Annotated in this window: 11 protein-coding genes; 4 read left to right on the top strand and 7 right to left on the bottom strand. The window is 65.2% G+C overall.

The features are described from left to right. The first annotated feature begins 54 nt into the window (after positions 1-54). Genes ATE70_RS13600 through ATE70_RS13590 form a run of 3 tightly spaced genes read left to right on the top strand, consistent with a single transcriptional unit; the run spans position 55 to position 4,008 of the window. Entirely contained in the window at positions 55-576 is a 522-nt protein-coding gene (locus ATE70_RS13600; RefSeq protein ID WP_058538612.1) for a sigma-70 family RNA polymerase sigma factor, read from the top strand. Continuing rightward, positions 566-1,498, top strand: coding sequence for a FecR family protein (locus ATE70_RS13595; RefSeq protein ID WP_058538428.1), 933 nt, complete (start codon positions 566-568; stop codon positions 1,496-1,498). The genes ATE70_RS13600 and ATE70_RS13595 overlap by 11 nt, the downstream gene beginning before the upstream one ends. 2 nt (positions 1,499-1,500) lie before the next feature. After that, positions 1,501-4,008 (top strand): TonB-dependent receptor domain-containing protein, encoded by a 2,508-nt coding sequence (locus ATE70_RS13590; protein ID WP_058538427.1) that lies wholly within the window; start codon positions 1,501-1,503, stop codon positions 4,006-4,008. Between the two features lie 144 nt (positions 4,009-4,152). Here ATE70_RS13590 and ATE70_RS13585 read toward each other — a convergent pair whose 3' ends face one another. From ATE70_RS13585 to ATE70_RS13555, 7 genes are all read right to left on the bottom strand, one after another. After that, positions 4,153-5,292 (bottom strand): acyl-CoA dehydrogenase family protein, encoded by a 1,140-nt coding sequence (locus ATE70_RS13585; RefSeq protein WP_058538426.1) that lies wholly within the window; start codon positions 5,290-5,292, stop codon positions 4,153-4,155. A gap of 102 nt (positions 5,293-5,394) precedes the next feature. Next, entirely contained in the window at positions 5,395-6,588 is a 1,194-nt protein-coding gene (locus ATE70_RS13580; protein ID WP_056374895.1) for an acyl-CoA dehydrogenase family protein, read from the bottom strand. Between the two features lie 172 nt (positions 6,589-6,760). Beyond that, positions 6,761-7,663 (bottom strand): PAS domain-containing protein, encoded by a 903-nt coding sequence (locus tag ATE70_RS13575; protein WP_231740072.1) that lies wholly within the window; start codon positions 7,661-7,663, stop codon positions 6,761-6,763. A gap of 117 nt (positions 7,664-7,780) precedes the next feature. Beyond that, entirely contained in the window at positions 7,781-9,409 is a 1,629-nt protein-coding gene (locus tag ATE70_RS13570; protein WP_058538425.1) for a TadG family pilus assembly protein, read from the bottom strand. Positions 9,410-9,411: 2 nt separating this feature from the next. Then, positions 9,412-9,855: a TadE/TadG family type IV pilus assembly protein gene (locus ATE70_RS13565; RefSeq protein WP_058538424.1), complete on the bottom strand. Its 444-nt coding sequence runs from the start codon at positions 9,853-9,855 to the stop codon at positions 9,412-9,414. Positions 9,856-10,025: 170 nt separating this feature from the next. Continuing rightward, positions 10,026-10,901, bottom strand: coding sequence for a glutathione-dependent disulfide-bond oxidoreductase (gene yghU, locus ATE70_RS13560; protein WP_058538423.1), 876 nt, complete (start codon positions 10,899-10,901; stop codon positions 10,026-10,028). 74 nt (positions 10,902-10,975) lie between these two features. After that, entirely contained in the window at positions 10,976-12,154 is a 1,179-nt protein-coding gene (locus ATE70_RS13555; RefSeq protein WP_058538422.1) for a CaiB/BaiF CoA transferase family protein, read from the bottom strand. A gap of 141 nt (positions 12,155-12,295) precedes the next feature. Here ATE70_RS13555 and ATE70_RS13550 point away from each other — a divergent pair, with 141 nt between their 5' ends. Continuing rightward, positions 12,296-15,535: an amidohydrolase family protein gene (locus ATE70_RS13550; RefSeq protein WP_058538421.1), complete on the top strand. Its 3,240-nt coding sequence runs from the start codon at positions 12,296-12,298 to the stop codon at positions 15,533-15,535. Positions 15,536-15,581: the final 46 nt, after the last annotated feature.

Genomic DNA, 15,581 nt, shown 5'->3' with positions numbered 1-15,581 from the left:
GCAGGGCGAAGCGGCGCTTACCGACAGAAGATGGCGTTCCAAAGCAAGCAATCCATGACCGAGTCGCGTGATCGAACCGACGCCGCCCAAGGCATCGAAGGCGTATTGCTCGCCAACCGGGATCGTATCGTCCGCTTTCTGGAAGTGCGCGGCGCGGGTGACGGCGCCGAAGATCTGTTCCAGGACCTATGGATGCGCCTGACCGACCGGAAGACGGGCCCCATCGCCGACCCCCTGCCCTATATCATGCGCGCCGCGAACAATCTGATGCTCGACCGCTATCGGTCGGCGCGGCAGAGCGATCTGCGCGACAAGGCATGGGGCGAAGCCGCCGCCACGCAAAGCCCTTCGACCGAAACCGCGTTGATCTCGCGCGAACAGCTCGCGCTTGTTGAAGCATCGATCACCGCGACGGGCGAGCGGCCGGCACGCATCTTCCGCCGGTTCCGTGTCGACGGCCAGAACCAACGCGATATAGCCAGTGAAATGGGGGTCAGCCTGAGCACCGTCGAAGCCGATCTGCGCAAGGTCTATGCGGCGCTCGCCGTGATCCGGAGGCAGTTCGATGCAAGCTGACGCGACAAACGCCGAAGCGCGCGCCATCGACTGGCTGATCCGCCAGCGCGACCCCGCTTTCGACGACTGGGACGGTTTTGCCGACTGGCTTGCCGAGGATCCGGCGCACAATGCGATCTACGACGCGGTCGCGAGCCTGGACCGCGATCTCGACGCCCTGCCCGCGGCGCCCAAGCCATCGGTCGTGATTGTGCCCGATGCACCGCGCCGCGCGTCGCGGCGCGCCTGGTTTGGCGGGGCAATGGCCGCGGCACTGGTCGGCGCGATCAGCCTGTCGGGCCTCGGCCTGTTCGGAACCGAAGGCCGGATCGAAACCAAGGCCGGCGAGCATCGCACCATAGAGCTGGCCGATGGCTCGAAGATCGAGGTCAACGGTGCCTCGGTGATCGAGATCGACAAGGAGCGACCGCGCTTTGCCCGGCTGGAATCGGGCGAGGCGATGTTCCATGTCGTCCACCGCGACGATGATCCGTTCGTGGTCGAAACGGGCGGCGCAAAGATCGTCGACCTCGGAACCGCGTTCAATGTCGTGCGCCGTGACCGCCAGACGTCGGTCGCAGTGTCGGAAGGCATCGTCCTCTACAATCCCGACCGCGACAAGGTCCGCCTCGTCGCGGGCAAGGGCATCGAAGCGCGCGATGGCGACCGTCAGCCCCCGGTCGTCCAGGATGTCGATGTGGCCAGCATCGGCGGCTGGCGTAGCGGCCTGCTCGTTTACAATGGCACGCCGCTCGCTGTCGTCGCCGAGGATCTGAGGCGCACCGCCGGGATGCAAGTGAGCATCGCGCCCGAAGCAAGCGATCTGTCGTTCCGCGGCGCGTTGATCATCGACAAGAACCGGAACCGCACGATCGCCGATCTTGCCGCGCTGTCGGGAACGAAGGCCGAGCGGCAAGGCGATGGCTGGATATTGACCCGCTGAGCATGCACCCGCGCCTTTCCCTCGCCGCAGCAGCGATAGCGCTGTGCCTGCCCGCGCAGGCGCAGGCGGCGGAGGAACGCGCGTTCGACGTGCCCAAAGGCAGCCTGTCGACCGCGCTGCCCGTCATCAGCCGGCAGGCCGGGGTCAGCATCAGCGTCGGCGATGCGAAACTGTGGCAGGGCCGCGTCAAACCGGTGCGCGGGCGGATGAGCGTCGAAGAAGCGATCCGCCGCCTGCTGGCGGGGTCCGACGCGCGCGCCGTAAGGGTCAGCGCGACGAGCTGGCGCATCGAGCGTCGCCCTGCCCCCGCCCGTGTCGCGCGGGCGGCACCGGCACCGCGACACGCACCGCAGCCAAGGGCACGCGAGCCATCGCAAGATGCGGTCGCGGCGGCGCAGGACGAAATCATCGTCACCGCGTCGAAGACCGACTTGCCCCTTTCGCACTTCGCCGGCGTCGTCACCAAACTGGATGGCGGCGATTTGGCGTTTGGCGGCGAGCGCGGGATGGATTCGATCCTGTCGCGGACCGCGACCGTGTCCTCGACCCATCTGGGTTCGGGGCGCAACAAGCTGTTCATTCGCGGGATAGCCGATTCAAGCTTCACCGGCCCGACGCAGTCGACCGTCGGCCAGTATCTCGGCGATATCCGCCTCAGCTATAATGCGCCCGACCCGGACCTGCGCCTCTACGACATCGACAATGTCGAAATCCTCGAAGGGCCGCAGGGCACACTCTATGGCGCCGGGTCGCTCGGCGGGATCATCCGCGTCATCCCGAAAGCCCCCGACCCGCGCGAGATGACGGTGCAGGCGATTGCCGGCGTCTCGATCACCCAGCATGGCGACCCCGGCGGGGACATCGCCGCGATCGCCAATATCCCGGTCAGCGACAACGGGCACGCGCTGCGCCTCGTCGGCTATATGCTCACCGACGGCGGCTATATCGACAATCCGCTGCGCGGGCAGAACGACGTCAACCGCGTGCATGTCCGCGGCGGGCGCGGCACTTTCCGGTTCGAGGCGGGCGACGACTGGACGGTCGACCTGGGCGGCGTCTATCAGGCGATCACCTCCGACGACGCGCAATATGCCGACAAGGATGGCGCGCCGCTCACCCGTAATTCGATGGTCGAGCAGAATGCGACCGCGCGCTATGGCATGGGCACCGTCGTCGTGATGAAGGACTGGGACGATCTGCATTTCCAGTCGTCCAACGCCTATATCGATCACCGGCTGTTCGAACGCTTCGACGCCAGTCTGCCCGAAGCGCGGCAAGGGACCGATATGTCCAGCGGCGGCGTTCCCGCGCCGCCTTCGGTTGGAAGCGTCGATGTCGAGCGCCTGTTCGCGCCGGTCCAGGTCATTCCGCTGAACGATGTTCCGCGCGTGCTCGACCAGCATAATGCGACGCGCATGTTCGTCAGCGAAAACCGCCTGTCGCGCCCGTATCGCGACGGCCTCGGCTGGGTGATCGGCGCGAGCTTTATCGACAATCGCGCGCGGCAGGACCGCGAATATGGCTATGGCCCGCTTCGTGCGACCCTGCCCGGCGTGACCAACAAGATCACCGAATTCACCGGCTATGCCGAGGCGACCGTCGAGGTGATGCCCGACCTGATCGCATCGGGCGGCGTTCGCCTGTCGCACGCCAAACTGGGCGGCGCGGCCGAGGGCGTCTCCCATGCCCTCGCGCAGGCCAACCGTGCGGCGACCGCATCGCGTAAAGAAACCGATTTGCTGCCGTCCTTCTCGCTGCTCGCGACGCCGCTCCACAATGTCCGGCTCTATGCGCGCTATCAGGAAGGTTTTCGTCCTGGCGGGCTCGCGGTCGACGGCAATTTCGTGCGGCGTTTCCTCAACGACCAGGTCCGCACATGGGAAGCCGGCATGCGCTTCGGCGACAAGGGGCAGAGCCTGCTCGACGCCAGCATTTCGATTTCGCACAGCCGCTGGCGCAATATCCAGGCCGATTTCATCGACAGCACGGGCTTCCCGACGACCGCCAATATCGGCGACGGCCGCATTACCAGCGTGTCGGGGGCAGTCGCGATGCGGCCGACGAGCGCGCTGACCTTCGAACTCGGCGCGGTTTACAATCATAGCCGGGTCGACGATCTCGCGCCGCAGATCCTGCCGGTGTTCGACGCCGCGCCGGGCCGCCTCGGACGCATTCCCAATGTCGCGAGCCATGCGGTGCGCGGGTCGGTCAATTACGCCACCGTCATCGGTGACGAGGATTTCCGCGTGAACGGCTGGGCCAATTATATCGGCCCGTCGCGGCTCGGTATCGGGCCGGTACTCGGCGAAAGTCAGGGCGACTATGTCGATACCGGGGTTGCGATGCGCGTTGGCAACGAACGACGCGGCCTGTCGCTGACGCTCACCAATCTCTTCGATTCGCGCGGCAATCGCTTTTCGCTCGGAACGCCGTTCCTTGAGGGGAATGAGGGCTTCCTCACGCCGCTCCGCCCGCGCACGCTCCGGATCGCCGTCGACGTCGCTTATTGAGATCCTCCCTGTGTCGCAGGCATGGGAAGGTGGCAGCCCCGAAGGGCTGATGGAGGGGCTAAGGACGCGACGTCGCGGCCCCTCCACCATTCGCTTCGCGAACGGTCCCCCTCCCCATCGCTACGCGACAGGGAGGACAAGCGGTCAATCCGCCAGCGTGATCCGCTCGTAGCGGTCCATATGATGGTCGGCGCTGCCGAACTGGCCTTCGATCATCGTCGCGCGCTTGAAATAATGGCCGATCGCCAGTTCCTGCGTGATGCCGATCCCGCCATGCGTCTGGATTGCATTCTGCCCGACAAAGTTCGCGCCGCGCGCGACCTTCGCCTTCGCAGCAGAGACCGCCGCCATGCGCTCGTTCGCGGGCAGACCCAGCTTCAGCGTTCCCATGATCGTCATCGAGCGCGCCTGTTCGACTTCCATGAACATGTCGACCATGCGGTGCTGGAGCACCTGGAACTTCGCGATGGGCACGCCGAACTGCTTGCGCTGCTGCGTATATTCCAGCGTGCCTTCGTGCAGCTTCTGCATCACGCCGGTCGCTTCGGCGCAGACTGCAACGGTCGCCTCGTCAACGATCTGTTCGATCAGCGGCAGGCCGGTGCCTTCGCCGCCGAGCAGCGCATCGCCGGGGATCGCGACATTCTCGAAATAGATTTCGGATGCGCGGCTGCCGTCGACCGTCGGATAGTCGCGGCGGACGATGCCCGGCAGGTTCGCGTCGATCAGGAACAGTGACACACCATCACGGTCGCGCGCATTACCGCCGGTGCGCGCGGTGACGAGCAGATGCGTCGCCCAAGGCGCGGCATAGACGACCGATTTATGTCCGCTCAGCACATAGCCCGCGCCGTCCTTCTTCGCGGTGGTGCGCAGGTTCGCGAGGTCATAGCGGCCCTGCGGCTCGGCGTAAGCGAAGGCGATGATCGCATTGCCCGCGATGATCTCGGGGATCATCGCATCGGCCTGCGCGCCGCCGACGGCCTTGAGCGCACCGCCCGCGATGACAACGGTCGGCAGATAGGGCTCGACCCCGATAACCTTGCCGAGCTCCTCCATCACGATCGCGTTTTCGAGCGCGCCGCCGCCAAGGCCGCCATGCTCTTCTGCAAAAGGCGCGCCCAGCATGCCGAGTTCATGCGCGAGCGCGGTCCAGATCGCCGGATCGCGACCCGCGTCGCTATTGATGAACTTCTGACGCGTTTCGAAATCATAGGTGTCGCCGAGGAAGCGGGCGAGCGTGTCGCGGATCATGTCCTGCGTTTCGGTGTAGGTGAAATCCATTTTTTATCCCCGTCGCCCCCGCGAAGGCGGGGGCCGCTGTAGGTTTATGCTGCGGCGTCAGGTCAGGCCGATGCGGCCCCCGCCTTCGCGGGGGCGACGCGTTCAGAGACCCAAAACCATCTTCGCGATGATGTTGCGCTGAATCTCGTTCGACCCGCCATAGATCGTCGTCTTGCGCATGTTGAAATAGGTCGGCGCGGCGCGATGCGCATAGTCCGGCCCGATCGGATGCTCGTTGTCGCCTTCGCCGAAACCGCGGAAATAGGGCGCGCCATAATGGCCGACGGCTTCGAGCGTCAGTTCGGTCAGCCGCTGCTGGATTTCGCTGCCCTTGATTTTGAGCAGGCTCGATTCCGGCCCCGGACCGCGATTTGCGTTGGGGCCGGCAAGGCTGCGCAACTCGGTGAATTCGAGCGCCGCCAGGTCAACTTCGAGCTCAGCCACCTTGCGCTTGAAGAAGGCGTTGGCGAGCAGCGGCTTGTCGCCGTCGAGTTCGGTTCGGGCGATCGCCTTCACCTTCTCGATCCCGCGCTTCGACGCCGCGACGCCGGCGATGCCGGTGCGTTCGTGCGCAAGCAGGAACTTGGCACAGGTCCAGCCCTTATTCTCATCGTAAACCCGCTGCGATTGCGGCACGCGAACATCTTCGAGCCACACTTCGTTGACTTCATGCTCGCCGCCCAATGTGATGATCGGGCGCACGGTGATGCCGGGCGATTTCATGTCGATCAGGAGGAAGCTGATGCCTTCCTGCTGCTTCGCTTCCTTGTCAGTCCGGACAAGGAAAAAGCCCCAGTCGGCATGCTGCGCGAGCGTCGTCCAGGTTTTTTGCCCGTTGACGATATAATCGTCGCCATCGGCAACCGCGGTGGTGCGGAGCGAGGCAAGGTCCGAACCCGAACCGGGTTCCGAATAGCCCTGGCACCACCAATCCTCGCCCGACAGAATGCGCGGCAGGAAATGGGCTTTCTGCTCGGGGGTGCCAAAGGTGTAGATCACCGGGCCGACCATCGCGAGCCCGAAGGGCATCAGGCGAATGCAATCGGCGCGCGCGGTTTCCTCCGACCAGATGAAACGCTGCGTCGGCGTCCAGCCGGTGCCGCCATATTCGACCGGCCATGCGGGCGCGATCCAGCCCTTTTTGTACAGGATCTTGTGCCAGGCGAGGAAATCCTCCTTGGACATCTCTTCGCCTTCGTCCTGCTTGTCGCGCAGGTCGGCGGGGTAATTTTCGGCGATGAAGTCGCGCACTTCCTGCTGGAAGGCGAGATCTTCGGGGCTGAATTCCATGTCCATCACGAATCTCCCATTGGGCAATGGCGCCCTTATACTGAGCGCTCACCTTTACGTAAACGGCAAGTTGCGTCTTGCAACCTTCCTTGCCCCGATGATTGCGCTTAACAGCCCGGCTTGTCCAGCACGCGCAGCTGCCCACCGGCAACATGGCTATCGATCGCGGGAGCTGGTTTTAGCCGTGTCTGCGCGTGACGAGTACCACCGCACCCTCGCTGGCATAAGGCCCGCGAACCTCGGCTATCGTCAGGGCAACGTCGACGACCGAGCCGTCGCGCGTCACCATCTGCGATGCGACGTGTGCGGGGACGCCCGACCGAAAAACCGATTCGAGCGCCTCAACGAACGCCGACCGCTGCCCAACCGCGAGCAGCGCCGAAAAGCGGACACGCCGGATCGCAGCCGCATCGACTCCGAGCAGGTCGGTCAGCATGGCGTTCGCCGCCTCGACTGTTTCGCGCACCGAGATGCGGGCGTGGCCGATGCCGCCATCGATCTCGACGGCATCAAGCATCGCCTGCCGCATATCGCCGGCGGCAAAGCCCTCGATCGCGTCGCTGACATCGCGCAGGACGATCGCGCCGCCGACCGGCAGGGGGACAAGGTCGACGTGCAGCCATTGGCGAGGGCGCAATATGCCGGGGACGTCGCCCGAGAACCGCTCGCGATGGTCGAGCAGCCGATTGATGTGATGAAAGATCAGGCTGTCCCGAAGTCCAGGCACCGCGACCGTCAACTCCTCCCCGACCAGACCGGCGGCCGCGACCTCCAGCATATCGGACGCCGCGGGGTTGAGCGCGGCGACACGCCGTTGCCGGTCGATCAGGATCACGCCGTCGCGGACCGATTCCACGAGACCGGCAAGCGAGGACTGCAATATGTCGGATGCCGCCGCGACCTCCCGCGCCACATCGCCGTCTAGGCGGCGGTAGTCGTCGAGCGAAATCAGCACATGCGCATCCTTGCCGTGATGCGTCACGACCACGGGTTTGCGCGCCGACTGCAATCGCCAATTGGCAAAGCCGCGGATGAAATCGGCCGCCGATACGCGCTGTGGTTCCTGTGCTGTTGCCACCATATCCCCCTGAAAACCGGTCAATCCCTTGCCCCTATAGCGCGGCGTCGGCCTGCTTTCGGTCGGGAAGGGATCAATCGGCGGGCGGTCATGTCCAGAACGGCGCCATTGCGCGGGAGATCAGACCAGTCGCGCTTTTCCGCAGCGCAGCGCGTTGACCCGCGTATCGGCCTGCCCGACATGAACCCCGAGCAGGCCGGTGAGGTCCGACAACACGGTGTCGAGCACCGGCGCAGCCAGCGCCACCGTCTCGCCGATCACCGTCGTCAGTGGCTTCAGGTTCAGGCCTAGCCCGAGGACGTTGACGTCGAGGTCCATCCGGTCCGAAAGCGATTTCGCGGCGCCCGCGACCAGGCCGGTGCTCGACACGGTCTTCACCTTGCCGTCGTCGATCTCGGCGCGCGAAAATGCGACCGGCTTCTCATTGAGGTCCGACAGGATGAGTTCGGCCTCCGCATCGACGCTGACGAGCGGCAAGGTGACGACGCGCGCCGGCGCCGGATCCAGCGGGCGCTTCATGTCCTGAAAATCGCTGTCGGGAACCGTCCCGATCGCCACCATCGCTGGGGAAGTCACGACGCCAAGCGACACCGCAGCGCTGCTGTTCGGCCGGCAGTCGATGCCGGTGATCCGCGCCGATGCCGACCCCAGTTCGGCAAGCACGGGGACATGGACGCTGGCGAGCGGCGTCGCGACGCGCGTATCGATCTTCAAACGCACCTGCGCGGTGCGGACAATGACATCATTGGTGTCGGTCACCGCGATCAATGGCGAGTCCACCGGCGGCTCGCCGATCATCAGCGCGATATTGACCCCCGACCCGCCCGGCAGGCTGCCCGCCAGCGACAGGTCGACCTGCCGGTTCGCATTGCCGAGCAGCAGCATCGTGCGCAGCAGGCCGAGCGCGTTGACCTTTACCGGGTTCGCCGCATCGACCCGGATGCTCGACGACCGCGGGCCGAGGTCGATCGCACGCGACGGCAGCAGGGTGCGCGGCAGCACGCGATCCGCGATATGCTCGAGCGCGGTCGCCGCCTGTCCGTCCGACGCGCTGGCGAGCGCCGCCACGACCTGCGGCAACGTCGCCTGCGTGTCGAGCGTCTGGCCAAAGGTCAGCACGTCGGCGTTAAGTTCGGTCCGCAGCGCATCGGAGAAAGCCAGCAGATCGATATCGGTGCTCGCGAGCGCATTATAGTCCATCACCGACAGGTTGACCTGGCTGCCGGTGAGGCTCGACAGCAGCGCATTGGGAAGGCCGCCGTTCACCGCTGCGACCCGCGATCCGAGCGAAAAGGCCGCATAGCCGCGCCGGGCGCCGGTCGCGGTCGCACGAATGATGCTGTCCTGCCGGCCCGTCAGAAAGCTGCCGAAGAATAGCGGGCGATCGCGCGTCAGCGTTATGCGCACGGCGTTCGGCGACGCACCGCCGCCCGTAAAGCGCTGTTCGGCCTGGATCGACGGATCGGCGGTGTAAGTGCCGGGGTCGAGCACCGCGATACGGATGCCGCACTCGCAATTGGCGGCGATGATCCGCTCCGCCGCCGCGCGCTCCTCGCCGGGCCGCCCCGCCGCCGCCATCGCCGCGGCATCGGCGATGCCCTGCAACTTGCGGCGGTCGAGATAGAGCGAGCCGAGATCGACCGCGAATGCCGCCGATCCGATCAGCATCGTCATGCCGAACGCCGTCGTGATGCTGATGCTGGCGCCGCGGTGGCGGACAATACAGCGAAGAAGGGACAGGATCGCCATGATCAATCGACCGGCAATTCGAACGTCGCGCGGGCGCGGATAACGTTGCCCGGCGACGGAACGAAGCTTGATCGCAAGAGGCTGTCCTGCGGCACGGTGAAGGTCACAGCGACGGTGATCGCCTCGGTCGTTTCGGATACGGCGACACTGTGCGTGCCGCCGACCGCCTGCAGGCTGCGGCCGACCGCGCGCGATGCGACCGCGCTGCGGTCGGCCGCGTCGAGACCGACGATCGACGCGCGCGCGCCGTCGTTGGCCGCCTGCTGAACACTATGCGCGAGCATGAAATATTGGCCATAGACCAATATCCCCATCAGCAACGCGAGGAGCAGCGGCAGCACCAGCGCCATTTCGACGATGGCGGCGCCACGCTCCCCGCGCGCCAAGGTAAGACCCGTCAGGGCGATTTTGCGGACGCGCCGCGAAAGTCGGATGGAACCTGTCATGCCGGCAGAATGGCCGCCCGCAAATGAAAGCGGCGTCGAGAGAGCCCGACGCCGCTTTTGCGTATTTTGCAGGTTTTTTCGGCACCGGAACCGGGCGGATTTGGTGGCGCGCTGCCTATCGTTGAAGAACCGCTAATTTCGGCGCGGCGTCTTCAAACGAATAATGTGAATTATTCGGCCCCCTCCAACTTGTCCTGCGTGCGCAATTCAAAGTCCGACGCGTCGTGCCGCTCGCGCAGCTGGCTCGCCGGATCGCCCGTCACGCGGTTGACCATCCGCCCGCGCTTGACCGCCGGGCGCGCCGCGATCTGGTTGGTCCAGCGCTGGACATTCTTATAGTCATCGACCTGCAGGAATTCACCGGCGTCATAAACGAGTCCTTTGGCGAGCGCGCCATACCAGGGCCAGATCGCCATGTCGGCGATCGTGTAATCAGCCCCCGCGATATATTCGCTTTCCGCAAGGCGGCGGTCGAGCACGTCCATCTGGCGCTTCACCTCCATCGCATAGCGGTTGATCGGATATTCCTGCTTCGTCGGCGCATAGGCATAGAAATGCCCAAAGCCGCCGCCGAGGAAGGGCGTGCTGCCCATCTGCCACATCAGCCACGACAGCGTCTCGGCGCGCTTCGCGGTTTCGGTCGGCAGGAAGGCGCCGAATTTCTCGGCGAGATGGATCAGGATCGCGCCCGATTCGAAGACACGGATCGGCTCGGCGCCGCTGCGGTCGACGAGCACGGGGATCTTGCTGTTCGGATTGGCCGCGACATAGCCGCTCGAAAACTGGTCACCTTCACCGATATTGATGAGCCACGCGTCATATTCGGCGCCGCTATGTCCCGCCGCGAGCAGTTCCTCGAGCATCACGGTGACCTTCACGCCATTGGGCGTGCCGAGCGAATAGAGCTGCAAGGGATGCTTGCCGATCGGCAGCTCCTTGTCGTGCGTCGGGCCCGCGACCGGGCGGTTAATATTGGCGAAACGCCCGCCGCTTTCCTTGTCCCAGGTCCAGATTTTCGGCGGCACATACTCGCTATTATCGGTCATGGAGAACTCCTGGGCTGATTTTTGTACTGACCGGTAACTTAAGCGGCGATTGCCGTTTGTCCACCCTTCCCGGCTCAAATAATGTTTGCGGCGCGCAAAGCCGAAATGGCTTCGGCGTCATATCCGAGCTCAGCGAGGATCGCGTCGCCATGCTCGCCGATCTGCGGCGCGCGCCGTGCGGTGCCTTTGTCGCTAGCTGAAAGGCGGATCGGCGCGCGGATCATGGGAACCTCGCCCAGCGCGCCCGGATAACCCACCGGCTCGACCAGTCCCATCGCCGCGACCTGCGGCTGCGCCAGCGCCTCGCCCGCGCGCAGGACCGGGGCAGCCGGAACGCGACCCGCGGCGAGCTCATCAATCGCCTCCGCGCTCGTGCGCTCGATGCACCAGCGCTGCATGACTGCGCTCAGCTCCGCGCCATTATCGCCGCGCAAGATATCGCTGGCATAAAGCGGATCGCCGACCAGATCGGGCCGCCCGACCAGTTCGGCCCAGCGCGCGAAGATGCCATTGCCGACAATCTGGGTGATGATCCATCCGTCGCGGGTGCGGAAGATGTCGGTGGGTCCCGAACTAAAGGCGCGGTTGCCGATCGGCTGGCGATCGATGCCGTTCAGCGCATGATCGATCGTCAGCGCGTTCGACATCGCGAGCGCGGTGCCGAGCAGCGATCCCGATACACACTGCCCCTTGCCCGTCGCCTCGCGTTCGCGCAGCGCGAGCATCACGCCAAAGGCACAGTGGAGCGCGGTCCCGAAGTCGACATAATTGACCTGCGCACGATAGGGCTGGTCGGGCGTGCCGGTCAGATGCACCGTCCCCGACATCGCCTGCCCCACCGCGTCGAACCCGACGCGGCTCGCCAGCGGTCCCTCGCTACCGAATGCCGATGCGGTCGCAAGGATAATGCGCGGGTTTATCGCTGCCAGGCTGTCGTAATCGAGCCCGAGTTTTACCAGGGCATCGTGCGGCAGGTTCGCGATCACGACATCGGCGGTTTCGACCAACCGGCGGACGATCTCCCGCCCCTCCGGACTTCCGGGCTTCAGCGTCAGGCAGCGTTTGGCGCGGTTCATTTGCATGAACATCGCGCCCGACCCATCTTCGGCGACCGGCACTGAATAGCGATCGTCATTGCCCCCCGGCGCCTCGATGCGGATGACATCGGCGCCATAATCGGCGAGCAACGCCGCGCAATAGGGGCCGGCGATATAGCGGCCGAAATCCAGTACCTTGATTCCCTGCAGCGGCACGCTTTGCTCTCCCAATCCCGTTCTTTCGACCGGGCTAGCAGCCGCTTGTCGACCCTGCCAGCGCCTTCGTCGAAAGCTGCAGCTTGCATGTTCGCGAGCGAACCATATGGTCGGCACATAATTTCAAACGGGGATAATTTCATGGCGCGCTTCGCTCTCGCCCTCGCGGCGACTTTGGCTTGTTCAACCTCGGTCTGGGCGCAGAGCGCGCCCGCCTCTCCTCCCGCCGCCGACGCGAAACCCGACAAATGGGACGTCAACGCGCCCCCCGGCCTCGCAACGCGCAAGGTCCAGCTGTCGGTCGACGAGGGCAGCTGGATGAACGTCGACGTCGCGCCCGACGGGCGGACGATCGCGTTCGACATGCTCGGCGACATTTATACGATGCCGATCGAAGGCGGGACGCCGACGCGGATCGCCGAGGGGCTCGCCTATGAGCATCAGCCGCGCTTCTCGCCCGACGGCAAGCGCATCGCGTTCGTCTCAGATCGCGCGGGCGGCGACAATATCTGGCTGATGAACCGCGACGGCAGCGACAAGAAACAGATCTCGAAAGAAGATTTCCGCCTGCTCAACCAGCCGAGTTGGTCGCCCGACGGGCAGTTCATCGTCGCAAAGAAGCATTTCACCACGGGCCGCTCGCTCGGCACCGGCGAGGTGTGGATGTACCATGTCTCGGGCGGCGCGGGCGTGCCGCTCGTCAAAAAGCCGAACGAACGCCATCAGAAGGAACTCGGCGAGCCGATTTTCGCCGCCGATGGCAAGAGTGTCTTCTACACGCGCAACGTCACCCCGGGTCCGATCTTCGAATATGCGCAGGACAGCAACACCGACCTCTTCCACATCGAACGCTACAATCTTGAGGATGGCAAGGTCAGCACTGCGGCGTCGGGACCCGGCGGCGCGGTGCGCCCGACCCCCTCGCCCGACGGCAAGCGCCTTGCCTTCGTGCGCCGCGAAGGAACGCAGTCAAAGCTCTATGTGAAGGACCTCGCCTCGGGCACCGAGAAGAAGGTCTATGACATGCTCGACCAGGATGTGCAGGAAACCTGGGCGGTCACCGGCGTCTACCCGAATATGGCGTGGACCCCCGACAGCCGCGATATCGTCTTCTGGGCCGGCGGCAAGCTCCGCCGCGTCAGCGGTGCCGGCGGCGACGCGCGGATCATCCCGTTCAGCGTCAACGACGACCGCACGATCGTCGATGCGACGCACCCGGCGGTGGAAGTCGCACCCGACAGTTTCGCGACCAAAATGCCGCGCTGGGCCGAAGTGTCGCCCGACGGGCGCAGCATCGTGTTCGAAACGCTCGGCAAGCTGTGGGTCAAGCCCGCGACCGGCGGCAGCGCACGGCGGCTGACCGCGGCGAAGGACGATGCGATGGAAGCGTGGCCGAGCTGGTCGCGCGACGGCAAATCGCTCGTCTTCGTGCGCTGGACCGACGGCGGCATGGGTGAAATCCACGTCGTTGGCGCGGGCGGGGGCGCCTCGCGCAAGCTGACCAACTCCCCCGGCCATTATGCCGAACCGCGTTTCTCGCCCGACGGCAAGACGATCGTATTCGAACGGCGCGGCAGCGGCGGGCTGACCTCGGCGCGCTGGAGCGAGGATCCAGGCGTCTATCGCATCGCCGCGGGCGGCGGGGCGGCCGAGCGGATCAGCAGCGACGGCGCCAAACCGCAGTTCGCGTCGACCAGCGACCGCGTCTTCATGGTCACGGCGGGCGACGGCAAAAGCCAGCTCGTCAGCACCGACATGAGCGGCCAGGACAAGCGCGTCCACGCCAATGGCGAGTTGGTCAGCGATTATGAAATATCGCCCGACGGCCGCACCTTGGCGTTTCGGCAGAACTACGACGCCTATGTCACTCCGCTGATGCCCGGCGGACAGGATGTCTCGCTCGGAACCAAGAGCGGCGCACTGCCCGTTACGCGCGTCAGCGGCAGCGGCGCCGAATATATGCACTGGTCCGACGGCGGTCGCCGTCTGCACTGGAGCCGCGGCGCGACTTTGTTCAGCGCCGATCTCGCCAGCCTCTTCACCAACGCTCCCGTCGACGACAAGGCGCCGAAATTCATCCCACCGACCGATGGTATGTCGCTATCGATGACGCAGGCGGCGTCGAAGCATAAGGGCATCGTCGTCATCACCGGCGCCAAGATCGTGACGATGGCCGACAAGGACGGCGTGATCGAAAATGGTGCGATCGTCATCGACGGCGACCGCATCACCGCGGTCGGCCCCGCGGGCGCGATCACCGTGCCGGCGGGCGCGGTCACCGTCGATGCAACGGGCAAGACGATCGTCCCCGGCTTCGTCGACGCGCACGCGCACGGCTCGCACGGCGACGACGAGTTGGTGCCGCAGCAGAACTGGTCGGAGATCGTCAATCTCGCGATGGGCACGACGACGAGCCATAACCCTTCGTCGCGCGCGTCGGAAATCTTCGTCTCGTCCGAAATGCAGCGTGCGGGGCTGATCCTCGCGCCGCGTATCTTTTCGACCGGCGAGGTCATCTATGGCGCCAAGGCATCGGGGGTTTATGCCGAGATCAACGGCTATGACGACGCGCTCGCGCATGTTCGCCGCCTGAAAGCGCAAGGCGCGCACAGCGTCAAAAACTACAACCAGCCGCGCCGCGACCAGCGGCAGATGGTCGTGAAGGCGGCGCAGGTCGAGGGTCTGACGGTGGTGCCCGAGGGCGGATCGCTGTTCACGCAGGACGTCACGCTGATCCAGGACGGCAACTCGACCGTCGAGCACAACATCCCGCTCCACACCTTCTACAAGGATCTGGTGCAGCTGTGGGGGCAGACGCAGGTCGACTATACCCCGACGCTCGTCGTGACCTATGGCGGCCCCGCTGGCGACCCCTATTGGCGCGCGCACACCAATGTGTGGGAGCATCCGATCCTGTCGCGCCACGCGCCGCCGACCGAGCTTGCGGCAAACAACAAGCGCCGCGTGATCGCGCCTGAGGGCGACTATGTCGATGATGATTCGGCGCGTGAGGCGGGCAAGATCGCCGCGGCGGGCCGCATGGTGTCGATCGGCGCGCATGGTCAGCAATCGGGGCTCGGCGCGCATTGGGAAATCTGGTCGTTCGTACGCGGCGGGTGGAGCAACATCGATGCGCTGCGCGCCGCGACGATCATGCCTGCGACCTCGCTGGGCTATGCGAAGGATGTGGGATCGCTCGAGGCGGGCAAGCTCGCCGATCTGTTGATTCTCGACGCCGATCCGACCGAAAATATCCGCAATACCGAGCAAATCCATCGCGTGATGCTCGGCGGGCGGCTCTACGATCCGCTGACGATGAACGAGGTCGACACGGGGACGCGCAAGCGCCAGCCCTATTGGTGGGAAGCCGACAAACCCTGAGCGATCCTTATAATCCCGCGGCGGGCCGTAATTTTGTGACGAGAGG

Origin of the sequence: Sphingopyxis sp. H053, assembly GCF_001468225.1 — a bacterium.
Taxonomy (GTDB): Bacteria; Pseudomonadota; Alphaproteobacteria; order Sphingomonadales; family Sphingomonadaceae; genus Sphingopyxis.
This window is presented reverse-complemented; position numbering and strand designations above follow the sequence as displayed.

Excerpts from the sequence above, each read along its gene's own strand:
- ATE70_RS13575 (WP_231740072.1), bottom strand. The coding sequence starts at position 7,663 with ATGGTGGCAACAGCACAGGAACCACAGCGCGTATCGGCGGCCGATTTC.
- yghU (WP_058538423.1), bottom strand. The coding sequence starts at position 10,901 with ATGACCGATAATAGCGAGTATGTGCCGCCGAAAATCTGGACCTGGGAC.
- ATE70_RS13585 (WP_058538426.1), bottom strand. The coding sequence starts at position 5,292 with ATGGATTTCACCTACACCGAAACGCAGGACATGATCCGCGACACGCTC.
- ATE70_RS13565 (WP_058538424.1), bottom strand. The coding sequence starts at position 9,855 with ATGACAGGTTCCATCCGACTTTCGCGGCGCGTCCGCAAAATCGCCCTG.
- ATE70_RS13550 (WP_058538421.1), top strand. The coding sequence starts at position 12,296 with ATGGCGCGCTTCGCTCTCGCCCTCGCGGCGACTTTGGCTTGTTCAACC.
- ATE70_RS13595 (WP_058538428.1), top strand. The coding sequence starts at position 566 with ATGCAAGCTGACGCGACAAACGCCGAAGCGCGCGCCATCGACTGGCTG.
- ATE70_RS13600 (WP_058538612.1), top strand. The coding sequence starts at position 55 with ATGACCGAGTCGCGTGATCGAACCGACGCCGCCCAAGGCATCGAAGGC.
- ATE70_RS13590 (WP_058538427.1), top strand. The coding sequence starts at position 1,501 with ATGCACCCGCGCCTTTCCCTCGCCGCAGCAGCGATAGCGCTGTGCCTG.
- ATE70_RS13570 (WP_058538425.1), bottom strand. The coding sequence starts at position 9,409 with ATGGCGATCCTGTCCCTTCTTCGCTGTATTGTCCGCCACCGCGGCGCC.
- ATE70_RS13580 (WP_056374895.1), bottom strand. The coding sequence starts at position 6,588 with ATGGACATGGAATTCAGCCCCGAAGATCTCGCCTTCCAGCAGGAAGTG.